Here is a 23,745-nt window from a genome sequence, read left to right as displayed (position 1 = left end):
GGCCGGACAGGTGCACTGTCCCGGTCAACGAGGGCGCAGGCCCGGAGGTTACGGCGGCTCACGAGTCCCGCATCCCCTCGGGCATCAGCTTCGCCAGGTTGCGCACGCCCCGCAGCTGGAGCTGCTTGACCGCCCCCTCGCTGCGCTCGAGCACCGCGGCCGTCTCGGCGATGCTCATCCCCTGGAGGAAGCGCATGACGAGGCAGTCCTGCTGCTCCGCGGGCAGCTGGGTGAGGGCCTCCATCAGCAGCTCGTTGGTGATCGCCGAGAGCACCGTCGACTCGGGTCCGTCGTCGTGGCCGTCGTCGTGCAGGCCCATGTCCTCGACCGTGTGCTCGAGGCGCGTGCGTCCGGCCTTGAAGTGGTCGGTCGTGAGGTTGCGCGCGATGGTCATCAACCACGCACCGAAGTCCTTGCCCTGCCAGCGGAAGTCGCTCATCCGGCGCAGGGCGCGGAAGAACGTCTCCGACGTCAGGTCCTCGGCGAGCGTGACCGAGCGCGTGCGGTAGTAGAGGAAGCGGTAGACCGCACCGTGGTAGTGGTCGTAGAGCAGCCCGAACGCCTCGCGGTCGCCCCCGCGGGCCAGGTCGACGAGCGCGATGAGGCGCTCGCGGTCCTCGGGACGCTCCTCCGCGGAGTGGGCCTCCGTGCTGCCCGGCTCGCCCGGCACGCCGTCCGGACCGCCGTCCGGGCCGCCGCCCGGACCCGTCGTCGCGCCGGCCGTCGCGCCGGCCGTCGCGCCGGACGCGCCCCGGGCGCTGCCGACCACGTCGTGGTGGAGGATCGTGAGGGGAGCCCCGGCGGTCGCGACCGCCCCGGGCGCGAGTGCTTCGAGCACGAGGGCACGCAGCGCGTCGAGCCCTCGCTCGAACGCGCGTGCCTGCCGCGCTGCACTGCCCATCGTGGTGCCCTCCCCGCCCCTCTCCCCAGGGGGACGTCGGCTCAGATTAGGTCCCGTCCGGGGCCTTGGGAACCGCTATCGGCAAATCCGTCGGGGACCCGAGGAGAACGGGCGGTGGCGTCCGCGGCGGTCAGCGCCGGGCGGAACGGAGCGCCGTACCGGCCGCCACGGCACCGGCGGCGGCCCCCACGGCCGCGCCGGTCAGCAGGCCGAGGCGGGCGGCCTTGCGGCCCGTGCGGTAGTCCCGCACCCGCCAGCCCTGCTCCCGGGCGTGCGCCCGCAGCCGGGCGTCGGGGTTGATCGCGCAGGGGTCGCCGACGAGGCCGAGGAGGGGGAGGTCGTTGAAGGAGTCGGAGTACGCCGAGCAACGCTCGAGGTCGAGGCCCTCCCGTGCGGCGAGGGCCTTGACGGCCTCCTTCTTCGCCGGGCCGTGGAGCATGTCGCCGACCAGGCGACCCGTGTAGACACCGTCCTCGTCGTGCTCGGCGACGGTGCCGAGCGCTCCGGTCAGCCCGAGCCGGCGCGCGATGATCGTCGCGATCTCGACCGGCGCCGCCGTCACCAGCCACACCCGCTGGCCCCGGTCGAGGTGCAGCTGCGCGAGGGCCCGCGTGCCGGGCCAGATCCGCATGGCCATGGCCTCGTCGAAGATCTCCTCCGCCAGCGACTCGAGCTCGCCGACGGTGTGGCCCGCGATGAAGCCGAGCGCGGAGCTGCGCGCCTCCGCCACGTGCTCCGGGTCCTCGACGCCGACGACCCGGAAGTAGGCCTGCTTCCAGACCGCCCCGGCGATCTCGCGGGTCGTGAAGAACTCCCGGCGGTAGAGCCCCTTCGCCAGGTGGAAGATGCTCGCCCCCTGCATCAGCGTGTTGTCCACGTCGAAGAAGGCGGCCGACGTCGCGTCGCGGGGCACGTCGAGCGCGCTCTCCACCTCGGCGGCGGCCGCCGAGGCCTCGCCCGCGAGGCGGGAGCGCCGCTTCAGGTCGGTGCGCCTGACCGCCGCGGCGTGCGCGCGCGGACGGTCGTCGGCGGCGGTCTCGTGCTCGGGGTCGGCCACGGGGTCGAGCCTAGGATGAGGAGCGTGACCCTGCCACCGGAAGCGACCCGCGAGCCCCGGGTCGTGCTGTTCGGGCGCGACGGCTGCCACCTCTGCGAGGCCGCCCGCGCCGTGGTCGCCGCGGTCTGCGCCGAGCTGGGGGAGACGTTCGTCGAGGTCGACGTCGACGAGGACGAGGACGACGAGGCCGCCGCCCACGTCGACCTCGACGAGATCCCGGTGACCTTCGTCGACGGGCGCCAGCACGACTTCTGGCGCGTCGACCCGGACCGGCTGCGCGCAGCGCTCTCCTGAACGGACAGCCCCCACCCAGCCGCTCCACAGGCCGCGCCCGGGCGCGCTCCGTAGACTCCCCGATCGTGTCCGAGCCCGCCGCGACCAGCGCCGTACCCGCCGACGGGCAGGTGCGTCGCCGTGTCGCCTACGTGCTGCCGGTGTACGACGAGGGGCGCAACCTCCCCGCCTTCCACGCCGCGCTGCTGGCGGCCACGGCGCAGCGGCCCGACCTGGACTACGAGTTCCTCTACGTCGACGACGGCAGCCGCGACGACTCCCTCGAGCAGCTGCTGGCGCTGCGGGCCGCCGACGACCGGGTGGCGGTGCTGGCGCTGTCGCGCAACTTCGGGCACCAGGTGGCGCTGACCGCCGGGCTCGACGCCGCCGGCGACGCGGACGCCGTCGTCGTCATGGACACCGACCTGCAGGACCCGCCCCGCGTCAGCCTCGAGCTGATCGCGCTGTGGGAGAGCGGGGTGGACGTCGCCTACGCCCAGCGGCGCACCCGGCAGGACACGTGGTTCAAGCGCACCACCGCCAGCCTCTTCTACCGGCTCCTGGCGCGCCTCGCCGACGTCGAGATCCCCCGCGAGGTGGGCGACTTCCGCCTCATGGACGCCCGGGTGGTCGCCGAGGTCGGGCGCTACCGCGAGCACGGCCGCTTCCTGCGCGGCATCGTGGCCCACGTCGGCTTCCGGCAGGAGGCCGTGCTGTTCGACCGCGACGAGCGTCACGCGGGCGCGTCGGGCTACGACCTGCGCACCATGCTCTCCTTCGCCTCCCACGGCCTGCTCGGCTTCTCCACCGCGCCGCTGCGGATGATCAGCAAGCTCGGCTTCGTCATCTCCGCCATCAGCGTCCTGCTGGCGGTCTACGTCTTCTCCGTGCGCGTCTTCACGCCGGAGCAGGCGGTGCCGGGCTGGGCGTTCCTCGGCGTCGGCATGTTCCTGCTGTCGGGCCTGCAGCTGATCATGATGGGCGTGATCGGCTCCTACCTCGGCCGCGTCTACGTCGAGACCCAGGACCGTCCGCTCTACTCGCTCGCCCTCGCCGCGCGCGGCCGCCGCGGCGCCCCGGGCACGCCCGGCACCCCCGACCCGCGGGGATGACGACCCCCGCCGTACGCCGCGGCGCGGCCCTGCCTCCCGCGGTCCGTTTCGCGGGCGTCGGGGTGCTCAACACGGCCATCGACGTCGGGGTGTTCCTGCTGCTGCACGCGTCGCTGGGGATCGTGCTCGCCAACCTGGTCTCGACGAGCGCGGGCATGGCGTTCAGCTTCGTCGTCAACGGGCTCTTCACGTTCTCGGCGCGGCGGCTGACGTGGCGCCAGGCCGGTCTGTTCCTCGCCACGACGGGCACGACGATGTGGGTGCTGCAGCCGCTCTTCATCCACGCCGCGCTGCTCGTGGTCGACCCCCTGCTGGTCGCCAAGATCGTTGCGATAGGTTGCAGCCTCGTCGTCAATTTCGCCGCCTACCGATTCGTGGTATGGCCGCAGGGCGGCCGCTGAGGCCTGCCGTCCCGTTTTGTTCTCCCGCCCCGGACTACCTACAGTGAGCGGGCCGCTCGCCAACCCCCGAGGCGCCCGAAAGTCCGAGTAGGTGCTCGCGCGCGGCTGGAGACGAGACACGTTGACTGCACGGACCCAGGCCGAGAGCCCCCGGGGCATCCCGGAGGCGACCGTCGCGCGGCTGCCCCTCTACCTCCGTGCGCTGACCCTGCTCTCCGACGAGGGCACCTCCACCTGCTCGAGCGAGGCGCTCGCGGTGGCGGCGGGGGTCAACTCCGCGATGCTGCGCAAGGACCTGTCCCACCTGGGGTCCTACGGCACGCGCGGCGTCGGCTACGACGTGGAGCACCTGCGCTACCAGATCGCGCGCGAGATCGGCCTCACCACCGACCGCAACGTGGTGGTCGTCGGGATCGGCAACCTGGGCCAGGCCCTCGCGAACTACGCCGGGTTCCGCACCCGCGGCTTCCGGGTCGTGGCGCTCCTCGACGCCGACGAGCGGCTGCACGGCACCGTCGTCGGCGGTGTCGCCGTGCGCCCGGTGCACGACCTCGAGGAGGTCGTGGCCGACCTCGACGTCGCCATCGGCGTGCTCGCCCTGCCGGCGACGGCCGCGCAGGAGGTGGCCGACCGCCTCGTCGCGGCCGGGGTCACCGCCATCCTCAACTTCGCACCGACCGTGCTGTCGGTCCCCGAGGGCGTGGAGGTGCGCAAGGTCGACCTGTCGACCGAGCTGCAGATCCTCGCCTTCCACGAGCAGCGTCGCTCGCCGTCCTACCTCGCGGACGGGGAGCCGGTGGCCACCGGTGTCGGTGGCCGGGAGGAGGTCCGATGAGCGTCCTGGTCGTGGGGGTGTCCCACCACTCCGCTCCGGTGACGGTGCTCGAGCGGCTCGCGCTCGACGCCGAGGGAGCGCAGAAGCTCGTCGCCGATGTGGCGGGCGCCGAGCACGTCACCGAGGCCACGGTGATCTCGACGTGCAACCGCCTCGAGGTCTACACGGAGGTCGAGCGCTTCCACGGCAGCATCGAGACGATCTCGCGGCTGCTCATCGAGCGCGGCGGCGCGAGCACCGAGGCGATGCTCCCGCACCTCTACGTGCACTACGACGACGCCGCCGTCTCCCACCTGTTCCGGGTCACCGCCGGTCTCGACTCCATGGTCGTCGGCGAGGGCCAGATCCTCGGCCAGGCCCGGGAGGCCCTGCGCCTCGGCCAGGAGCTCGGTACCGTCGGCCCCGCCCTCAACGTGCTCTTCCAGCAGGCCCTCCGGGTCGGCAAGCGCGCCCACGCGGAGACCGAGATCGACCGCGCGGCGCCGTCGCTCGTCGCCGCCTCGCTCGAGCTCGCCGCGCCCCACGTGCGGGGGCTGACCGGCGCGAAGGCGGTCGTCGTGGGCGCCGGCTCGATGGCCTCGCTGGCCGTCGCGACCCTCGCCCGTGCCGGGGCCGGCGAGATCGTGGTCGTCAACCGCAGCGGGGCCGCCGCGCAGCGGCTGGCGGGGGAGTACGGCGCGCGCGCCGCCCTCCTCACCGACCTCGAGCGCGAGCTGATCGGCGCCGAGGTGGTCGTCTCCTGCACCGGGGCGACCGGCACGGTCGTCACGCGCGAGCTCCTCGCCCGGGCGCGCAGCGGCCAGGCGGACCCCACGAGCCCGCTGTCCGTCGTCGACCTCGCCCTGCCCCACGACGTGGAGCCCGCGGTCGAGCACCTGCCGGGCGTGCAGCTCCTGGGGCTGTCCCGCCTCGCCGAGGAGCTGCGGGTCGCCGAGGTGGCGCCGGGCATCGACGCCGTCCGCGAGATCGTCACGCAGGAGATCGCCGCCTTCACGACCGCGCGCCGCCAGGCCAGCGTGACGCCCACCGTGGTCGCCCTGCGCACGATGGCGACGACGGTGGTCGACAACGAGATGGCGCGCCTCGACGGCCGCCTGCCCGACCTCGACCCCGTCGCCCGCGCCGAGGTGCTCCACACCGTGCGCCGCGTCGCCGACAAGCTGCTCCACCAGCCGACCGTCCGCGTCAAGCAGCTCGCCAACGAGCAGGGTGCGGTGTCCTACGCCGCGGCGCTGGCCGAGCTCTTCGCCCTCGACCCCGAGGCCGTCGACGCCGTCACCCGCCCGGGGGGTCGCCCGTGACCGCCCCGCTGCGCCCCCTCCGCCTGGGCACCCGCGCCTCGGCGCTCGCGATGACCCAGTCCGGCCACGTCGCCGACGCGCTGCGCGAGCGGCTCGGTCGTGAGGTCGAGCTCGTCGAGGTCACCACCCACGGCGACGTGTCCCGCGCCCCGCTCGCGCAGATCGGCGGCACGGGCGTGTTCGTGAGCGCCCTGCGCGACGCGCTCCTCGCGGGCGAGGTCGACCTCGCCGTGCACTCGCTCAAGGACCTGCCCACGACCCCGGCCGACGGCATCGCGCTGGCCGCGGTCCCGCCCCGGGAGGACTCGCGCGACGTCGTGATCGCCCGCGACGGCCTCACCCTCGGCGAGCTGCCCGTCGGCAGCCGCGTCGGCACGGGCTCGCCGCGCCGCGCGGCCCAGCTGGCCGCGCTGGGCCTCGGTCTCGAGATCGTGCCGATCCGCGGCAACGTCGACACCCGCATCGGCAAGATCGCCGCCGGCGAGGTGGACGCGGTGCTGCTGGCCCGCGCCGGCCTCGCGCGGCTCGGCCGCGTCGACGAGGTCACCGAGGTGATCGACCCGTTCCAGATGCTCCCGGCCCCGGGCCAGGGAGCGCTCGCCGTCGAGTGCCGCTCCGACGACGTCTCGCTCGTCGAGGCGCTGTCGGTGCTCGACGACCCCGCCACCCGGGCGGCCGTCACCGCCGAGCGTGCCGTGCTGGCCACGCTCGAGGCCGGCTGCTCCGCGCCCGTCGGCGCGCTGGGCGAGGTCGTCGAGGGCGACGACGACGAGGAGCTCTGGGTGCGTGCGGTGGTGCTGTCCCTGGACGGCGCCCTCAGCATCCGGATGTCCGCCACCGGCTCCCCCGGCGACGCCTTCGGCGTCGGGAGCCGCCTCGGCCAGGAGATGCTGGCCGACGGTGCCGCCGATCTGATGGAAGGCCCTCAGCCAGGGGGTCCCGACCGAGTGGGAGAGCAGCACGCATGACGCGACGTACCGCAGGGAGCAAAGACCGCACCACCGCCGCGCCGGGCGGCTCGCCGGCCGGCGCGACCGGCACGCCCGACGGGGGCTGGGTGTCGTTCGTCGGCAGCGGCCCCGGTGACCCGGGCCTGCTGACCGTCCGCGCGCTGGACCTCCTCCGGGCCGCCGACGTGGTGGTCACGGAGGCCCCCGACCACGAGGTCCTCGTGCGCTCGGTGCTGGGCATCCCGACGCCGACCGTCGTCACCGACGCGGACGGCAACGAGACCGTCGTCGACGAGGGCCCGGTCTTCCTCGACGGCGGCTTCGGCGACGACGGCCAGCCGCTGACCCACGCCGCCCGCGCGAAGGTGCTGCTCAAGCCCGCCAAGGCCGGCAAGCACGTCGTGCGGCTCATGACGGGCGACCCGTTCCTCTACGCATCGGGTCCCGAGGAGGCGCAGGCGTGCGTCAAGGCGGGCATCGGGTTCGAGATCGTCCCCGGCGTCTCCGCGGCGACCGCGGTGCCGGCGTACGCCGGGATCCCGCTCACCACCCGCAGCCACCGCGAGGTGACCGTGGTGTCGTGCACCGACAAGGTCGACTGGAGCCAGTACGCCGACGGTCGCACCCTCGTGCTCCTCAGCTCGGTCGGTCCGATCGCCGACGTCGCCTCCGCGCTCGTCGCCGCCGGTCGCCCGGCGTCGACGCCGGTCGCGATGACGCGCGTCGGCACGACCACCGAGCAGGTCACGGTGACCTCGACGCTGGAGAACATCGCGGCCGACGCCCGCGCCGCGAAGATCCAGCCGCCGGCCGTCACGGTCGTCGGCGAGGTCGTCGACCTGCGCGAGACGCTGTCGTGGTTCGAGACCAAGCCGCTGTTCGGCTGGCGCGTGCTGGTGCCGCGCACCAAGGACCAGGCGGGTCCGCTGTCGGCCCGGCTGCGCGGCTACGGCGGCGTGCCGGAGGAGGTGCCGACCATCTCGGTCGAGCCGCCCCGCAACCCGCAGCAGATGGACAAGGCCGTCCGTGGCCTCGTCGAGGGCCGCTACGAGTGGATCGCCTTCACCTCGGCCAACGCGGTGCGCGCCGTCCGCGAGAAGTTCGAGGAGTACGGCCTCGACGCCCGTGCCTTCTCGGGCCTGAAGATCGCGGCGGTGGGCGACAAGACCGCCGAGGCGATCGGCGCCTGGGGCCTGCGCGCCGACCTGGTGCCCACGGGCGAGCAGTCGGCCGCCGGCCTGCTCGAGGTGTGGCCGGAGTACGACGAGGTGCTCGACCCCATCAACCGGGTCTTCCTCCCGCGGGCGGACATCGCGACCGAGAACCTGGTCGCCGGTCTCATCGACCTGGGCTGGGAGTGCGACGACGTGACGGCCTACCGCACGGTGCGCGCCGCGCCGCCGGCCGCGCCCGTCCGTGACGCCATCAAGACCGGCAAGTTCGACGCCGTGGTCTTCACGTCGTCCTCGACGGTCCGCAACCTGGTCGGCATCGCCGGCAAGCCGCACCCGTCGACGGTCATCGCCGTCATCGGTCCGGCGACGGCGAAGACGGCGGAGGAGCACGGCCTGCGGGTCGACGTGATGGCTCCGTCGCCCTCCGCCGAGGTGCTGGCCGACGCGCTGGCCGACTTCGGTGCGGCCCGCCGCCTGGCGCTGGTCGAGTCGGGCCAGCCGGTGACCAAGCCGTCGGACCGCAAGACCACCTCGCGCCGCAAGGTCTCGAACTGACCGGGCCCGTGCAGGACGGCACGCGGGCGGGCCTGGTGCGCCCGCCCGTGGAGTCGCCGTACCTGCGTCCGCGCCGCCTGCGCCGCACGCCCGCGCTCCGGGAGCTGGTCGCCGAGACCACGCTCCGGGCGGGGCAGCTCGTGCTCCCCGTGTTCGTGCGGGAGGGTGCGGAGACGCCGGTGCCGATCAGCTCCATGCCGGGCGTCGTGCAGCACACGCGCGACTCGCTGCGCGCGGCCGCCGTCGAGGCGGCGGAGCTCGGGCTGGGCGGCATCATGCTCTTCGGCGTGCCCACGTCGAAGGACGCGGTGGGCTCCGGTGCCGTCGACCCCGACGGCGTGCTCAACGCCGCCATCGCGGACGTCGCGGCCGAGGTCGGCGACGCCCTGCCCGTGATGGCCGACCTCTGCCTCGACGAGTTCACCGACCACGGCCACTGCGGCGTGCTCGACGCGGCCGGCCGTGTCGACAACGACGCGACGCTCGAGGTGTACGCCGAGATGGCGCGCGCGCAGGCCGCCGCCGGCGCCGCGGTGCTCGGGCCCAGCGGGATGATGGACGGCCAGGTCGCCGTCATCCGCGACGCGCTCGACGGGGTGGGTGCCACCGACGTGGCGATCATGGCGTACTCGGCGAAGTACGCCTCCGCGTTCTACGGCCCCTTCCGCGAGGCCGTCGACTCGTCCCTGGTGGGCGACCGACGCACGTACCAGCAGGACGCCCGCAACGCGCTCGAGGGCGTGCGCGAGGCCCAGCTGGACGTCGCCGAGGGCGCGGACCTGGTGATGGTGAAGCCCGCGCTGGCCTACCTCGACGTCGTGCGCCGCGTGCGGGACGCCGTCGACGTGCCGGTGGCGGCCTACAACATCTCGGGGGAGTACGCGATGGTCGAGGCCGCCGCGGCCAACGGCTGGATCGACCGCGAGGCCGCGATCCTCGAGACGCTGGTCTCGATCCGCCGGGCCGGCGCCGACGTGGTGCTGACCTACTGGGCGGCCGAGGCCGCTCGACTGCTGCGCTGAGCGGACGCGCGTTCCACGCCCTGCACGCGGCACGCCGCACGCGAACGACAGCGGCCCCGGACCAGGTGGTCCGGGGCCGCTGTCGTCGTCAGGGGGAGCGTCAGTAGCCGAGCGCCTTCATGCACAGGTCCCACGGGTCGTTCGTCTTGAAGGGGTTGTCGAACTTGCCCTGGGCGTTGCACGAGACGCTGGCCTGCAGCCAGGTGAGCGTGTTGCCGACGGTGCCGATCGGGTCGGTGACGACGCCGCCGACGGTGCCCACCGGGTCGGTCGGGAGGTCGGCGAGGCCGCCGTCCTTCGGCTCGCTCGGGGTGGGCGTCGGGGTGGGCGTCGGGACGGGCACCGTGCCGCCGCCGGTGGAGCCGCCACCGGTGCCGCCGGAGCCGCCCGTGCTGCCGCCGTCCGAGCCGCCGGTGCCGCCGGAGCCGCCCGTGCTGCCGCCGTTGCTGCCCGAGCCGCCGGTGCTGCCCGAGCCGCCGGTGCCACCCGCGCCGGGCGTCGAGCCGGTGCCGTTGCCACCGCCGACGGTGCCGGGGTCGGCCGAGTCCACGGATCCGCCGCTCTGCGGGCGCACCGGGTCGGGCACGAAGTAGTTGGCCGACGCGACCGCGTTGGGCACCGACGTGTACTCGCCGTCGAGGTAGGCCTGCTCGATCGCGAGGACGAGGTTCACGTACTCCTCGCTGCGGTTGTAGCGCAGCACGGCCGCACGCTTGCCGGCCTCGGTGGAGAGGTCCTCGGTGCCGGAGCAGAGGTAGACCGCCGTGCCCAGCGCCGCGTCGTGGATGTTCTGGGGGTCGCGCACGCCGTCGCCGTTGGCGTCCACCGCGATGACGCGCCACGTGGAGGGGATGAACTGCATGGGGCCGACCGCACGGTCGTAGGTCGCGTCGTTGTCCAGCTCGCCGGCGTCGGTGTCGAGGATGCGCGACGTGCCGTTGGAGCCGTCGAGAGGGATGCCGAAGATGCCCGGGGTGGCGATGCCCTCGTCGGAGAGCTGCCCGCCGCCGAAGCGCCCGTGGTCGGACTCGACGCGACCGATCGCGGCGATGAGCTGCCACGAGATGCGGCACGAGGTGTCGGCGCCGTTGATGATCGTCTGGGCCCGCTGGTAGGCGCCGAGCGCGACGGCCGGGATGCCGCTGGTGCTGGACGCGCTGACGATCTGCGGGTCGGTGGTCGGCGTCACCGCGTCGGGGACCGAGACGCTCGCCGGGGTCTCGACCGCGTCGGTGGGGACCGCGATGGCGCCCTCGGTCACCGTGTCGTCGGCGGCCGTGAGGGTGCCGACGGGTCCGCCCGAGCCGGCGACGACGACCGTGGCGGCAGCGGACAGCGCTGCCATCGGCGCGAGCGCCGTCGCCTTCTGCCAGCGCGCGAACTTGCTGTTGCTCATCTGTTCTCCCCATCGCCCGTGCGCCTCGTGGCTCACGCTCGGATCCGTGGCTCCCTCAAGCCGTGTGACGTGACTAACGCCGGTGTTCCCCGGAGGTTACGAGGGGTCACCAAGCGCCGCAGTTCTTGAGGATACCTTGAGGAATCGTTGCGTGTCACCGTTCTGATGCGGTGGGAGGGCCCTTCTCCGCCCCGTCAACGACGCTGTGTCGTAGCCCGATGTGCCCCACCTTGCCGGTCTGGGCGAGAATGGGCCGGTGACTGCCCCGACCTCCCGTCCGACAGCACGCTCCGCCGACCTCTTCGCGCGGGCGTCGGCGGTGACCCCGGGCGGCGTCAACTCGCCCGTCCGCGCCTTCGGTGCCGTCGGCGGGACGCCCCGGTTCATCGCCTCCGCGCAGGGCGCCTGGCTCACCGACGTGGACGGCAACGAGTACGTCGACCTCGTGGGCTCCTGGGGCCCGATGCTGCTCGGCCACGCCCACCCCGAGGTGCTCGAGGCGGTCCAGGCCGCGGTCGCACGGGGCACGTCCTACGGGACGCCGACCGAGCCCGAGGTCCTCCTGGCGGAGGAGATCGTCGCGCGCACACCGGTCGAGCGGGTGCGCTTCACCTCGTCGGGCACGGAGGCGACGATGTCGGCCATCCGGCTCGCGCGCGGTGCGACGGGGCGCGACGTCGTCGTGAAGTTCGCCGGTTGCTACCACGGCCACGTCGACGCGCTGCTCGCCAGCGCCGGCTCGGGCCTGGCCACCTTCGCGGTGCCCGGCACCCCCGGGGTGCCGCAGAGCGCGACCGACCTGACGATGGTGCTGCCCTACAACGACCGCGCCGCGGTCGAGCGGGTCTTCGCCGAGCACGGCGACCGCATCGCCTGCGTCATCACGGAGGCGACGCCGGGCAACATGGGCGTCGTCAACCCGGAGCCCGGGTTCAACGCCTTCCTCGCGGCCACCTGCGCCGCGCACGGCGCCCTGTTCGTCTCCGACGAGGTGATGACGGGGTTCCGCGCCACCAAGCAGGGCGGGTGGGGGCTGGACGGTGCGGTCGAGGGCTGGGTGCCCGACCTCATGACGTTCGGGAAGGTGATGGGCGGCGGGCTCCCCGCCGCGGCGTTCGGGGGGCGCGCCGACCTCATGGGCATGCTGTCGCCCGAGGGGCCCGTCTACCAGGCCGGCACGCTGTCGGGGAACCCGGTCGCGACGACCGCGGGCCTCACCACGCTGCGGCTCGCCACCGACGAGGTCTACGCCCACGTCGACGCCGTGGCGACGACGATCAGCGAGGCCGCCTCCGCGGCGCTCGGCGAGGCCGGGGTGCCCCACCTCGTGCAGCGCGCCGGCACCATGTTCTCGATCTTCCTGCTGGAGCCGGGCTCGACGCTCACGGCCGTGCGGGACTTCGACGAGGCGGGGCGCCAGCACCTGCCCGCCTACGCGGCCTTCTTCCATGCCATGCTCGACGCCGGGGTGCACCTGCCCCCGTCGGCGTACGAGGTGTGGTTCTGCTCCGCCGCCCACGACGAGCGCGCCGTCCAGCACGTGCTGGACGCGCTCCCCGCAGCAGCCCGGGCCGCGGCCGCGACGTACGGAACGTCCGCCTGAGGCGGACGGACCACCGAGAGGAACCGATGACCGAGCAGACCGTCGTCCACCTGCTGCGCCACGGCGAGGTGCACAACCCCGAGGGCGTGCTCTACGGCCGCCGCGACGGGTTCCACCTGTCCGCGAACGGCCGGGCCATGGCCGAGCGCGTCGCCGAGCGGATCGGCGACCGGCCCATCGTCCACCTGCGGGTGTCGCCGCTCGAGCGGGCCCAGGAGACCGCGGCGCCGCTGGCCGCCGCGCGCGGTCTCGACGTCGTCACCGACGCGCGGGTCATCGAGTCCACCAACAAGTTCGAGGGGCTGCGCTTCGGGGGCGGCGACAACGCGCTCCGCAACCCGGCGACGTGGCGCCACCTCTGGAACCCGTTCAAGCCGTCGTGGGGCGAGCCCTACAAGGAGGTCGCGGCCCGCATGCTGGCGGCCGTGCACGACGCGCGGGACGCGGCGGCAGCGGCGCCCGAGGCGGCCGCCGGCCAGCCCAACGAGGCCGTGGTCGTCTCCCACCAGCTGCCGATCTGGACGACCCGGCTGGTCGTCGAGAACCGGTCGTTCCTGCACGACCCGCGCAAGCGCCAGTGCACCCTCTGCTCGCTGACCTCGCTGCACTTCCGCGGCGAGCTGCTCACCCACCTGACCTACTCGGAGCCGGCGGGCGACCTCATCCCCACCCGTGACAAGGCAGCGCCCTTCTCGGCCGGCGGCGCGGCGGAGGAGCACCGACCCTGATGCGGAAGCGACGGCGCACCGCCCCGACCGGGGCGGCCCTGCTGCTGGGCCTCGCCCTGCTGGCGGGCTGCAGCGACGTGGAGGCGACGGGCGACGCGGGCTACGTGTCGGCCGACGGCCAGCTCACCGAGTACGCCCCCGCCGAGCGCGGCGACCCCATCGTCCTCGACGGCGAGGACCTCGAGGGCCAGCCGCTGTCGCTCGAGGACTTCCGCGGCACCCCCGTGGTCGTCAACGTCTGGGGCTCCTGGTGCCCGCCGTGCCGCGCCGAGGCACCCGACCTCGTCGAGGCCGCCCGGCAGCTGGGCGACTCCGCGGCCTTCGTCGGCATCAACAACCGCGACTCCTCGACCGCGCAGGCGCAGAGCTTCGAGCGGGAGTACGGCGTGGAGTACCCGTCCTTCTACTCGCCCGACGGGCGCGCGCTCCTCGCGTTCGCGGGCTCCCTCTCGCCGCGGGCGATCCCGTCGACCACCGTCCTCGACAGCGAGGGCCGCGTCGCCGCGACGATCGTCGGTCGCGTCCCGTCCGCGACGACGGTGACCACCCTCGTCGAGTCGGTCCTCGACGAGGAGGGCGCGGCCGGGGCCGGTGGCGGCGATGGGTGACGCCTTCGCGGAGACCGCCGCGAGCGGCTCGCTCCTCCTCGCGGTGCCCGTCGCGCTGATCGCCGGCCTCGTCTCCTTCTTCTCCCCGTGCGTGCTGCCGCTGGTGCCGGGCTACCTGTCCTACGCGACGGGCATGTCCGCGGCCGAGGTCGTCGACGCGACGGGCGGCCGCCCCACGGGCGGCGGCACGCTCACGGCCGAGCGGGTCCGCGTGCGCCGCGGCCGCCTGCTCGCCGGGTCCCTGCTGTTCGTCGCGGGCTTCGCCACGGTGTTCGTGCTCCTCGGGGTGGCCTCCGCCAGCATCGCCGTCTGGTTCTTCGAGTGGCGCCGCACGCTGACGATCGTGCTGGGCGCGCTCACGATCGTGCTGGGCCTGGCGTTCGCCGGCTTCCTGCGGATCCCCGGTCTCGACCGCGACGTCCGGGTGCACAAGATCCCCTCCGTCGGCCTGCTCGCGGCCCCGGGTCTCGGCTTCCTCTTCGGCCTGGGCTGGACGCCGTGCGTCGGCCCGACCCTGGTGGCGATCACCTCGCTGGCCTACAACGAGGGCACCGCGGGGCGCGGCGCCCTGCTGTCGGGGGTCTACGCCCTCGGCCTCGGCATCCCCTTCGTGCTCATCGCGCTCGGCTTCGGCTGGTCGATGCGGGCCGTGGGCTGGCTGCGGAAGCGGCAGGTCCTGGTCATGCGGGTCGGCGGCCTCATGCTCGTCGCCGTCGGTGTGCTCCTCGTGACGGGCTGGTGGGACGTCGTGGTGCAGGACCTGCAGCGCTCGCTCATCACCGGGTACGAGGTGGGCGTGTGAGCGCCCGCGAGACCTCCGAGGGCGCAGGGATGGAACCCGGCGCCGCCCCCGTCGAGGGGCCGGGCTCGGGCAACCCCGGCCGGCGCAGCGGCGAGCTCAACGCCGTCGAGCTGCTCCGCTGGGGCTGGCGCCAGCTCACGTCGATGCGCACGGCGCTCGTGCTGCTGCTGCTCGTCGCGCTCGCCGCGATCCCCGGCTCCGTGGTGCCGCAGCAGGCGGTCGACGCCTTCGAGGTGTCGCAGTGGCAGGACCGGCACCCGAAGCTGACGCCCGTCTACGAGGCGCTCGGCCTGTTCTCGGTCTACGACTCGCCGTGGTTCGCGGCCATCTACCTGCTGCTCATGGTGTCCCTGGTCGGCTGCATCCTGCCGCGCATCAAGGTCTACGCGAAGGGCCTGCGCGCGCGCCCGCCGCGCGCGCCGCGCAACCTCACCCGCCTGCCCGACCACGCGACGTACCGGGACCCCGCGAGCGCCGACGAGATCGGCAAGCGGTACGCCGCGGCGCTGCGCAAGCGGCGGTACCGCGTCGTCGACACCGACGTGGACCCCGACGGCGACGTCGTCGTCGCGGCGGAGCGGGGCTACCTGCGCGAGGCCGGCAACCTCGTCTTCCACCTGTCGGTGCTCGTCGTGCTCGCCGGGTTCGCGATGGGCAGCCTGCTCGGCTTCCAGGGCGGCGTGATCGTGCTCAAGGGCGGCGGGTTCTCCAACAACCTGACGCAGTACGACGACCTCGACCCCGGCAGCCTCTGGTCCGCCGACGACCTGCAGCCGTTCGCGTTCACGGTCGACGACTTCTCCATCGACTGGTACCGGTCGGGCGAGGCCTTCGGCCAGGCGCGCGGCTTCGCCTCGGACATCACGTACGTCGAGGACGCGACCGACCCGGACGCGGACGAGAAGTCCTACGAGCTGAAGGTCAACCACCCGCTGAGCATCGGTGGCACGGACATCTTCCTCATCGGCCACGGCTACGCACCCGTGATCACGGTGCGCGACCCCGACGGCGAGGTCGTCTACTCCGGACCCACGATCTTCCTGCCCACGGACCTGACCTTCGCCAGCTTCGGCGTCGTCAAGGTGCCGGACGGGCTGGACGAGCAGGTCGGGCTGCAGGGCGAGTTCTACCCGACCTACGGCTTCGACATGGAGACCGGCCCGTACTCGGTGATCGGCGAGGCGCAGAACCCCTTCCTCTCCATGGTCGTCTTCACCGGCGACCTGGGGATGGACGACGGGACGCCGCAGTCGGTCTACGCGCTCGACCTCGACGGGCTGACGCCGGTCGAGGGCACGGGCGGGGCGCAGTTCCGCCTGGACCTCGCGCCCGGCGAGAGCGCCGACCTGCCCGACGGGCTCGGCACGGTGAGCTTCGACGGCATCCAGCAGTGGAACCGCGTGCAGATCAGCGAGACGCCCGGCAAGCTCGTGGCGCTCGGCGGTGTCGTGGCCGCGCTGCTGGGGCTGCTCGGCTCGCTGTTCATCCGCCCCCGCCGGGTGTGGGTGCGCGTGAAGGACGACGGCGACGGTGCCCTGGTCACCGTCGGTGTGCTCGATCGCTCCACCGGAGCCGGTGGCGGCGAGGAGGCCCTCGAGGGCATCCTGGAGGACGTGCGTGCGCCGGACGGCGCCGCCGGTGACGAGCGGGCCCGGCCCGCGCTGGAGGAGGACCGCCCGTGAGCAACGAGGCGTGGGAGACGCTGAGCAACCAGGCCGTGGGATTCTGCGGGATCCTCTACTTCCTGGCGCTGGTCGCGCACCTGTGGCAGTGGGCGTCGCTGCGGAAGGTGCCCGTCGCGGCCGCGGCGCGCGAGACCGTCGGCGCCGGCGTGGGGCGTTCCCCGCGGCGTACGGCGGACGCGTGGACCGAGGCCGAGGTCGCCGACGCGGCGGGGGAGGAGACCCGCCGCCGCGTCGCCATGGGCGAGCGGCTGGGGATCCTGCTCACCGTCGCCGCCGCCGCGGCGCACTTCGTCGCCCTCCTCGGCCGCGGTCTCGCGGCGGAGCCGGCGCGGGTGCCGTGGGGCAACATGTACGAGTTCACGCTCTCCGGCTCGTTCTTCGTGACGCTGACCTACCTGGTGCTGCTGAAGAAGTTCCGGCTCGGCTGGCTCGGCCCGATCGTCACCGGCTTCGTCGTGACGGTGCTGATGGTCGACGTCATCTGGCTCTACCAGCCGGTGGCGCCGCTGACCGAGGCGCTGAACTCCTACTGGCTCGTCATCCACGTGGTCTCGGCCGTCATCGCCACGGCGGCGTTCACGCTCGGCGGCTTCACGTCGATGCTGTTCCTGCTGAAGGAGCGCGCGGAGCGCAAGGCGAAGGCCGCGGTGCCCGCGGGCGACGTCGACCCGGTCGACGGTCCGGAGGCCGAGGCTCCCGTCGTGCGGGGCTACCTCGCCCGCGTGCCCGACCTCGTCGGCCTCGACCGGCTGACCTACCGCTTGCACGCCTTCGCGTTCCCCGTGTGGACGTTCGCGGTGCTCATCACGGGCCCGATCTGGGCGCACGAGGCGTGGAGCCGCTACTGGAACTGGGACCCCAAGGAGGTCTGGGCGTTCATCACGTGGGTCGTCTACGCGGCGTACCTGCACGCCCGGGCCACCGCCGGCTTCAAGGGCCGCAACGCGGCGATCCTCGCGCTCATCGGCCTGGCGACGCTGTGGTTCAACTTCATCGGGATCAACTTCTTCTCGACGTCGAGCATGCACTCCTACGCGTGATCGGGAAGCCCGGTCGGTTCCCCGGTCAGCCGGGGAACACGCCACTTAGACCATCAGCGTTGATGGTCTAAGTGGCGTGTTGGTGCTTCAACCATCGTCGGTACGGCGCGGCTCGGCCCGACCGTCGTCCTCAGGTCGGTCGACCACGCGGCCCGTCCACCACCGACCAGCGAGCGCTTGCGTGCGCGGCCGCGCACCGAACCGACCACTTAGACCATCAACATTGATGGTCTAAGTGGTCGGTTCCCCGGTCAGCCGGGGAACCGACCGCCCCTCAGGCCCCACCTCAGTCGGCGACCCCGTACAGCCGGTCGCCGGCGTCGCCGAGCCCGGGCACGATGTAGCCCTGCTCGTTGAGCCGCTCGTCCATCGCCGCCGTCACGACGGTCACCGGGATGGCGAGGTCGGCCAGCTCCTGCTCGAGCCGGGCCGTGCCCTCGGGTGCGCACAGCAGCGTCACGGCCGTGATGTGGTCGGCGCCGCGGTCGACGAGGAAGCGGATCGCGGCAGCCAGGGTGCCGCCCGTCGCGAGCATCGGGTCGAGCACGTAGCACTGCCGGCCCGACAGGTCGTCCGGCAGCCGCTCGGCGTAGGTCGACGCCTGCAGCGTCTCCTCGTTGCGCACCATGCCGAGGAACCCGACCTCCGCCGTGGGCAGCAGCCGCACCATCCCGTCGAGCATGCCGAGGCCGGCGCGCAGGATCGGTACGACGAGGGGCTTGGGGCTCGAGAGCCGCACGCCCGTGGTGGGCGAGACCGGCGTGGTGATGTCGGACGGCTCGACGCGGACGTCGCGGGTGGCCTCGTAGGCCAGCAGGGTGACGAGCTCGTCCGCGAGGCGGCGGAACGTGGGGGAGTCGGTCCGCTCGTCGCGGAGTGCGGTCAGCTTGTGGGCGACGAGCGGGTGGTCGACGACGAGGGTGTCCATGGGCTGAACCCTACGGTGAGCGGCGCGTATCCCCATGGCGTGTCGTGGCCGGGTCTGTCACGCTGGGACCCGGACGGTCGGGACACGGCACGAGGAGGGATCGGCGTGGACAACGAGAACATCGACTTCGCCTTCGTGGCCTACCGCGAGGAGGGCGTCTGGCAGCTGCACGAGATCGTCGACGACGTGCTCGACTCGGTGGACGAGTTCGCGGCCGCGCTGCGCCGCTTCCCGGGCGACGGCGGAGCGATCGGCGTGGTCGCGGTCGACGAGGACTTCTTCGTGCTGCTCCGCGTCGCGGGTGCCCGCACGCGGGTGCTGCTCTCCGACGTCACGGCGGCCGACGAGTGGGAGATCGCCCGCTCCGCGCTCGAGGCGCTGGACCTGCCCCTGCCCGACGACGAGGACGACCAGGAGCCGGCCGGCGACCTCGGGCTGCTCGCCGACCTCGGCATGAACGCCATGGACCTCGGCCTGCTGCTCGACGACTTCGACCTCTACCCCGACGAGATGGTCTCGGAGATCGCCCGCAAGCTGGGCTTCGGCCGGCTCTTCGACGACGCGGTGGGGCTCACCTCCGCGTGACGTCGTGATCCACCCCCAGGGCGGTCGCTGGCACGTGCCCATGCGTGCGGCGCTCACCGAGGCGGCCGCGGCGCGCGCCACGGGCGACGTGCCGATCGGTGCCGTCGTGCTCGGCCCCGACCGCCGCATCCTGGCCCGGGGGCGCAACGTCCGCGAGGCCGACGGCGACCCCACGGGCCACGCGGAGGTCGTCGCGCTGCGCGCGGCGGCGCGGGAGGTCGGGGAGTGGCGCCTGACGGGCTGCACGCTCGTCGTCACGCTCGAGCCCTGCACGATGTGCGCGGGCGCGGCCGTCCTTGCCCGCGTCGACCGGATCGTCTTCGCCGCGTGGGACGAGAAGGGCGGCGCCGTCGGGTCCTTGTGGGACGTCGTGCGCGACCGCCGGCTCAACCACCGCCCGGAGGTCGTCAGCGGCGTGATGGCGGGGGAGTCGGCCAGGCTGCTCGACGCGTTCTTCGCCGAGCAGCGCTGACCGCTCGTCCCGTCAGGCGTCCGCGACGACCACCGCACCGTGCGGCGGTACGACGACGGAGGCGCCACGCTCGTCGTACCCGCCCGGGGTCGCCCAGACCACGGCGCGCCCCGCGGGCACGTCGACGGTGACGGGCTCGGTGCCGAGCGCGAGCACCAGCTCGACGCTGCGGCGCCGCACCCGCACGACGCGTGACGCCTCGTCGACCTCGCAGCTGGTGGAGGTGAAGTCGGGGTCGAGCAGGTCGGGCTGGCTGCGGCGCAGTCGGGCGAGCGACCGGTAGACCTTGAGCAGCACCGCGTGGCGGCCCTCCGTCAGCTCCGACCAGTCGAGCTTCGAGCGGGTGAACGTGTCCGGGTCCTGCGGGTCGGGCACCACGGCGGGGTCCCAGCCCATCTTGGCGAACTCCTCGATGCGCCCCTCGGCGGTCGCCTTGCCCAGCTCCGGCTCCGGGTGGGAGGTGAAGAACTGGAACGGGCTGGAAGCCGCCCACTCCTCGCCCTGGAACAGCATCGGGGTGAAGCCCGTGCACAGGGTCAGGAGCGCCGCGGTCGCCAGCTGGTCGTCGTCGAGGTGCTCGGTGAGCCGGTCGCCGCGGGCGCGGTTGCCGATCTGGTCGTGGTTCTGGGAGCAGACGACGAGCCGCCACGTCGGGGTGGTGCCGCGGTCAATCGGCACACCGTGGTCGCGCTCGCGGAACGAGCTGTAGGTGCCGTCGTGGAAGAACCCGTGGGTGAGCACCTTCTGCAGGGCCGTGAGCGGCTCGAAGTCCGCGTAGTACCCGCTCGTCTCGCCCGTGAGCGCCACGTGCACGGCGTGGTGGAAGTCGTCGCTCCACTGGGCGGTGAGCCCGTGGCCGCCGGCCTCGCGCGGCGTGAACATGACGGGGTCGTTGAGGTCGCTCTCCGCGATGAGGGTCAGCGGTCGACCGACCTGCGCCGAGTACGCCGCGGTCTCCACCGCCATCTCCTCGAGGACGTGCCGGTCGGAGGAGTCCTTCAGCGCGTGCACGGCGTCGAGCCGCAGGCCGTCCACGTGGAAGTCGCGGAACCAGGAGCTGACGTTGTCGAGCACGTAGCGCCGCACCTCGTCGGAGTCCTCGCCGTCCAGGTTGACGTAGTCGCCCCACGTGTTGCGGCCGCTGGACAGGTAGGGACCGTAGAGCGGCAGGTAGTTCCCGGACGGACCGAGGTGGTTGTAGACGACGTCCTGCACCACGCCGAGGCCCGCGGCGTGGCAGGCGTCGACGAAGCGCTGGTAGGCGGCTGGCCCGCCGTACGCCTCCGTGACCGCGAACCAGCCCACGCCGTCGTACCCCCAGTTGTGGGTGCCGTTGAAGGCATTGACGGGCAGGAGCTCGACGAGGTCGACGCCGATCGAGAGCAGGTGGTCGAGGCGGCCGGCGGCTGCGTCGAGGGTGCCCTCGGGCGTGAAGGTGCCGACGTGGAGCTCGTAGACCACGGCGCCGGGCAGCTGGCGGCCGGTCCACCCGGCGTCGGTCCAGGTGAAGGCGCCCGGGTCGAAGGTGCGCGACAGGCCGTGCACGCCCGCGGGCTGGCGCCGCGACCGGGGGTCGGGGCGCGGGTCGGGGTCGTCGTCGAGGAGGAAGCCGTAGTCGACGCCCTCGGGGAACGCCGTGAGGTCGAAGCGGTCGAGGGTGCCGGCGGGCGGCGTCCACCAGCCGTCGGCCCCCCGGGCGAGGTCGACGACCTCGTCGTGGTCGCCGGTGCCGATGACGAGCCGCACGGCGCGCGGGCGCGGCGCCCAGACGGAGAAGAGGCGGTCGGTCACGAGTCCTCCCGGGTGAGCAGGGCGACGGGGTACGTCGCGAGCAGGTCGGCGACACGGGTGCCGGTCACCGGGCGGTCGGCCATCCGGTCGAACCAGCGACCGGGCGGCAGGTCGAGCTCGGTGTCGCCCCATCCGCCACGGCGCTCCAGGCCGACGGGGAGCCGGGTGGCCACGGCGACGACGCCGCCGCGGTCGAAGGCGAGCACGTGGTCGGCGGCCGGGCCGGTCGCGCCGACCGGGGCGTAGCCCGTGAAGCGGCGGGCCTCGTCGCGGCGCAGCCGCAGGGCGGTGGCCACGAGCCGCAGCTTGACCGCGCCCGAGTCGGACAGTCCGCCGACGAGCGGGGGCGTGACGCCGCCGAGCAGGGCGGGCAGCACCTCGGCGCGCAGGTCGAGGTCCACCGGACGCCGGTTGTCGGGGTCGACCAGGGACTGCTCCCACAGGTCGCTGCCCTGGTAGACGTCCGGCACGCCCGGCATCGTCAGCGTCAGCAGCTTGGCTGCCAGCGCGTTGGACCAGCCGGGGTCGACGACGGTGTCGAGCAGGGTGGCGAGCACGCGGCGCACGCGGGCGTCGTCGAAGGCGGCGTCGACGCAGCGGTGCATCGCGTCCTCGTACGCCGCGTCCGGGGCCGTCCACGTCGTGCCGTCGCCGGCCTCGCGCATGGCCTTCTCGGCGTACCCGTGGAGGCGCTTGCGGTAGTCGGTCCCCGGGGAGGCGGGCCATGCGCCCACGATCGCCTGCCACAGCAGCGCGGCGAACCCGGCGTCCGGCACGGGCACGGCCTCGAGCAGCTCGGACAGGGCGCCCGCCCAGAGGTCGGGGACCTCGGCCAGCACGCTGATCCGGGCGCGGACGTCCTCACCGCGCTTGGTGTCGTGGGTGGAGCCCGCGCTCATGGCGTGCGGCCGGGTGGCCTGGCGCTCGAGCATCGCCGCGTGGAACTCGTCCGGGGTGGTCGCGAAGACGGACGGGTCGCCGCCGACCTCGTTGAGGCTGGTGAGGCGGGAGGAGCGGTAGAACGCGCAGTCCTCGACCCCCTTGGCCATCACCATGCCGGAGGTCTGCTGGAACCGCACCGCCGCCGGGTGCTCCGGGTCGCCCAGCACCGGCGCGAGGGCGTCGAGCGTCGCGGCCAGGTCGGGCCGTGACGCGCGGGCGGCGGCGAACGCCTGGTCGAGGTGCTCGCGACCGACGGGCAGGTAGGACCGGTAGACGGGCATCGTGGTCACCAGCTCGGCGACGGCGTCCACCACCTCCGCGGGCGCCTCGGGTCCGTCGACCACCTCGCGGGAGATGCGGCGGACCTCGGAGCCCAGGATCCCGTCGGCGACGTCGCGCTTGCGGTCGTGCACGAGCTGCTCCCAGTCGACTGGTGTGCCGCGCAGGGAGGTCTCGAGCGCGTCGAGCGGCTCCTGGCCGGCCGGGTCGACGAGCACCCGGTCGACGAGCGCCATCGCGTCGTACCCCGTCGTGCCGGCGGTCCGCCAGCCGTCGGGCAGCCGCTCGCCGTGCTCGAGGATCTTCTCGACGAGCACGTAGGCGTCGTCGGTCAGTGCGGCCAGGTCCTCGAGGTAGCCCACCGGGTCGCGGAGCCCGTCGGGGTGGTCGACCCGGAGGCCGTCGACGAGGCCCTCGGCGAACCAGCGCCCGATCTCGGCGTGGGTGGCGTCGAACCAGCGGCGGTCCTCCACCCGCACCGCGGCGAGCGTGTTGACCGCGAAGAAGCGCCGGTAGTTGAGGCGGTCGTCGGCCGTGCGCCAGCCGACCAGCTCGTAGTGCTGCGCCGCGTGGGTCGCCTGCGCGTCCGGACCACCGTCCCGCTCGACGAGCGTGCCGGGAGCGACGGGGAACCGGTGGTCGTGGTAGCGCAGCTCCCCGTCGACCACCCGCAAGTGGTCGATGCCGCCGTCGGGCAGCAGGTCGTCGTCGCCGACCACCGGGAGGCGCAGCCGGCCGCCGCCGGCGGCCCAGTCGACGTCGAAGGCGCTCGCGTACGGCGACGCCTCGCCCGCCGTGAGGACCGACCACCACCAGGCGTTCTGCGCGGGCGTCGCCACGCCGACGTGGTTGGGCACGACGTCGACGAGCACACCCATGCCGAGGGAGCGCGCCCGGGCGGACAAGGCGGTGAGGCCCGCGGCGCCGCCCCGGGAGGCGTCGATGCCGTGGTGGCCCACCACGTCGTACCCGTGGTCGCTGCCCGGCTCCGCCGCGAGCACGGGGGACAGGTAGACCCAGTCGACGCCGAGGGCGTGGAGGTAGGGCAGCGCGCGCGCCGCGGCGTACAGGTCGAAGGAGGAGGTGATCTGGAGCCGGTAGGTGCTCGTGGGGACGCGAGCGGGCGGCGTGGCGGTCAAGGGAGCTCCGTGGGGTGGGGTGACCGGGCGGGCTGGTTCCCTCAGCCTAGGGTGGGGGTGGCAGCCGGGGCCTGTACCCAACGGCGGCCACCCGAGACGACGACCACGTGGGGAGAACCGACCGATGCGACTGACGATGCGAGGCACGACGCGACGAGGAGCGCG

Annotated in this window: 22 protein-coding genes; 16 read left to right on the top strand and 6 right to left on the bottom strand. The window is 73.7% G+C overall.

Translation table 11 applies throughout. The annotated features are described in order from the left end of the window. Nucleotides 1-58 precede the first annotated feature (58 nt). Entirely contained in the window at nucleotides 59-901 is an 843-nt protein-coding gene (locus tag PIR53_13795) for a sigma-70 family RNA polymerase sigma factor (GenBank protein WZH51083.1), read from the bottom strand. Between the two features lie 130 nt (nucleotides 902-1,031). Beyond that, nucleotides 1,032-1,958, bottom strand: a complete 927-nt coding sequence (locus PIR53_13790; protein WZH51082.1) for an HAD-IB family hydrolase — start codon at nucleotides 1,956-1,958, stop codon at nucleotides 1,032-1,034. Between the two features lie 24 nt (nucleotides 1,959-1,982). Between PIR53_13790 and PIR53_13785 the strand changes: the two genes are divergently transcribed. From PIR53_13785 to hemB, 8 genes are all read left to right on the top strand, one after another. Then, a complete protein-coding gene (locus tag PIR53_13785) occupies nucleotides 1,983-2,252 on the top strand; it encodes a glutaredoxin family protein (protein ID WZH51081.1) in 270 nt (89 codons plus the stop codon). Between the two features lie 65 nt (nucleotides 2,253-2,317). Continuing rightward, nucleotides 2,318-3,343 carry a glycosyltransferase family 2 protein gene (locus PIR53_13780; GenBank protein ID WZH51080.1) on the top strand — a complete coding sequence of 342 codons (1,026 nt, stop codon included), beginning with the start codon at nucleotides 2,318-2,320 and terminating at the stop codon, nucleotides 3,341-3,343. Further along, entirely contained in the window at nucleotides 3,340-3,744 is a 405-nt protein-coding gene (locus PIR53_13775; GenBank protein WZH51079.1) for a GtrA family protein, read from the top strand. The genes PIR53_13780 and PIR53_13775 overlap by 4 nt, the downstream gene beginning before the upstream one ends. Nucleotides 3,745-3,865: 121 nt before the next feature. Continuing rightward, the gene (locus PIR53_13770; GenBank protein ID WZH51078.1) at nucleotides 3,866-4,579 is read left to right on the top strand and encodes a redox-sensing transcriptional repressor Rex; all 714 of its coding nucleotides are present in this window, start codon (nucleotides 3,866-3,868) and stop codon (nucleotides 4,577-4,579) included. Beyond that, the gene (locus PIR53_13765; GenBank protein WZH51077.1) at nucleotides 4,576-5,880 is read left to right on the top strand and encodes a glutamyl-tRNA reductase; all 1,305 of its coding nucleotides are present in this window, start codon (nucleotides 4,576-4,578) and stop codon (nucleotides 5,878-5,880) included. Before PIR53_13770 ends, PIR53_13765 begins: the two co-directional genes overlap by 4 nt. After that, a complete protein-coding gene (gene hemC / locus PIR53_13760; GenBank protein ID WZH51076.1) occupies nucleotides 5,877-6,848 on the top strand; it encodes a hydroxymethylbilane synthase in 972 nt (323 codons plus the stop codon). Before PIR53_13765 ends, hemC begins: the two co-directional genes overlap by 4 nt. Then, on the top strand, nucleotides 6,845-8,560 hold the full coding sequence (locus tag PIR53_13755) for a uroporphyrinogen-III synthase (GenBank protein ID WZH51075.1): 1,716 nt from the start codon (nucleotides 6,845-6,847) through the stop codon (nucleotides 8,558-8,560). The genes hemC and PIR53_13755 overlap by 4 nt, the downstream gene beginning before the upstream one ends. A gap of 8 nt (nucleotides 8,561-8,568) precedes the next feature. Beyond that, the gene (hemB, locus tag PIR53_13750; GenBank protein ID WZH51074.1) at nucleotides 8,569-9,582 is read left to right on the top strand and encodes a porphobilinogen synthase; all 1,014 of its coding nucleotides are present in this window, start codon (nucleotides 8,569-8,571) and stop codon (nucleotides 9,580-9,582) included. Nucleotides 9,583-9,682: 100 nt separating this feature from the next. On the opposite strand, the gene PIR53_13745 is transcribed toward hemB, so the two are convergent. Further along, nucleotides 9,683-10,978: a lytic transglycosylase domain-containing protein gene (locus PIR53_13745; protein WZH51073.1), complete on the bottom strand. Its 1,296-nt coding sequence runs from the start codon at nucleotides 10,976-10,978 to the stop codon at nucleotides 9,683-9,685. Between the two features lie 256 nt (nucleotides 10,979-11,234). Here PIR53_13745 and hemL point away from each other — a divergent pair, with 256 nt between their 5' ends. The 6 genes from hemL to ccsB are packed head-to-tail and all read left to right on the top strand — an operon-like array spanning nucleotide 11,235 to nucleotide 17,444. Then, the gene (gene hemL, locus PIR53_13740; protein WZH51072.1) at nucleotides 11,235-12,581 is read left to right on the top strand and encodes a glutamate-1-semialdehyde 2,1-aminomutase; all 1,347 of its coding nucleotides are present in this window, start codon (nucleotides 11,235-11,237) and stop codon (nucleotides 12,579-12,581) included. A 26-nt stretch (nucleotides 12,582-12,607) separates the two neighbouring features. Then, nucleotides 12,608-13,309, top strand: a complete 702-nt coding sequence (locus PIR53_13735; GenBank protein WZH51071.1) for a histidine phosphatase family protein — start codon at nucleotides 12,608-12,610, stop codon at nucleotides 13,307-13,309. Beyond that, on the top strand, nucleotides 13,309-13,917 hold the full coding sequence (locus PIR53_13730) for a TlpA disulfide reductase family protein (GenBank protein ID WZH51070.1): 609 nt from the start codon (nucleotides 13,309-13,311) through the stop codon (nucleotides 13,915-13,917). The genes PIR53_13735 and PIR53_13730 overlap by 1 nt, the downstream gene beginning before the upstream one ends. Further along, nucleotides 13,910-14,719 (top strand): cytochrome c biogenesis protein CcdA, encoded by an 810-nt coding sequence (locus tag PIR53_13725; GenBank protein ID WZH51069.1) that lies wholly within the window; start codon nucleotides 13,910-13,912, stop codon nucleotides 14,717-14,719. Before PIR53_13730 ends, PIR53_13725 begins: the two co-directional genes overlap by 8 nt. Beyond that, on the top strand, nucleotides 14,716-16,401 hold the full coding sequence (locus PIR53_13720; protein ID WZH51068.1) for a cytochrome c biogenesis protein ResB: 1,686 nt from the start codon (nucleotides 14,716-14,718) through the stop codon (nucleotides 16,399-16,401). The genes PIR53_13725 and PIR53_13720 overlap by 4 nt, the downstream gene beginning before the upstream one ends. After that, a complete protein-coding gene (gene ccsB / locus PIR53_13715) occupies nucleotides 16,398-17,444 on the top strand; it encodes a c-type cytochrome biogenesis protein CcsB (protein WZH51067.1) in 1,047 nt (348 codons plus the stop codon). The genes PIR53_13720 and ccsB overlap by 4 nt, the downstream gene beginning before the upstream one ends. Before the next feature lie 286 nt (nucleotides 17,445-17,730). Here the strand turns inward: ccsB and upp are convergent, their stop codons facing one another. Continuing rightward, nucleotides 17,731-18,372, bottom strand: coding sequence for a uracil phosphoribosyltransferase (gene upp / locus PIR53_13710; protein ID WZH51066.1), 642 nt, complete (start codon nucleotides 18,370-18,372; stop codon nucleotides 17,731-17,733). A gap of 99 nt (nucleotides 18,373-18,471) precedes the next feature. Here upp and PIR53_13705 point away from each other — a divergent pair, with 99 nt between their 5' ends. Next, nucleotides 18,472-18,957 carry a tRNA adenosine deaminase-associated protein gene (locus PIR53_13705; GenBank protein WZH54460.1) on the top strand — a complete coding sequence of 162 codons (486 nt, stop codon included), beginning with the start codon at nucleotides 18,472-18,474 and terminating at the stop codon, nucleotides 18,955-18,957. Nucleotides 18,958-18,997: 40 nt separating this feature from the next. Next, nucleotides 18,998-19,429 (top strand): nucleoside deaminase, encoded by a 432-nt coding sequence (locus PIR53_13700; GenBank protein ID WZH54459.1) that lies wholly within the window; start codon nucleotides 18,998-19,000, stop codon nucleotides 19,427-19,429. Between the two features lie 12 nt (nucleotides 19,430-19,441). Here PIR53_13700 and treZ read toward each other — a convergent pair whose 3' ends face one another. Both treZ and treY read right to left on the bottom strand, forming a co-directional pair. Next, on the bottom strand, nucleotides 19,442-21,220 hold the full coding sequence (gene treZ, locus PIR53_13695; protein WZH51065.1) for a malto-oligosyltrehalose trehalohydrolase: 1,779 nt from the start codon (nucleotides 21,218-21,220) through the stop codon (nucleotides 19,442-19,444). Continuing rightward, the gene (gene treY, locus PIR53_13690) at nucleotides 21,217-23,580 is read right to left on the bottom strand and encodes a malto-oligosyltrehalose synthase (protein WZH51064.1); all 2,364 of its coding nucleotides are present in this window, start codon (nucleotides 23,578-23,580) and stop codon (nucleotides 21,217-21,219) included. The genes treZ and treY overlap by 4 nt, the downstream gene beginning before the upstream one ends. Nucleotides 23,581-23,745 lie beyond the last annotated feature (165 nt).

The sequence above is a fragment of the Nocardioides alkalitolerans genome (assembly GCA_038184435.1).
In the GTDB taxonomy this organism is placed as follows: domain Bacteria; phylum Actinomycetota; class Actinomycetes; order Propionibacteriales; family Nocardioidaceae; genus Nocardioides; species Nocardioides alkalitolerans_A.
The sequence above is the reverse complement of the archived record's forward strand: the minus strand, read 5'-3'. Positions and strand labels throughout refer to the sequence as shown.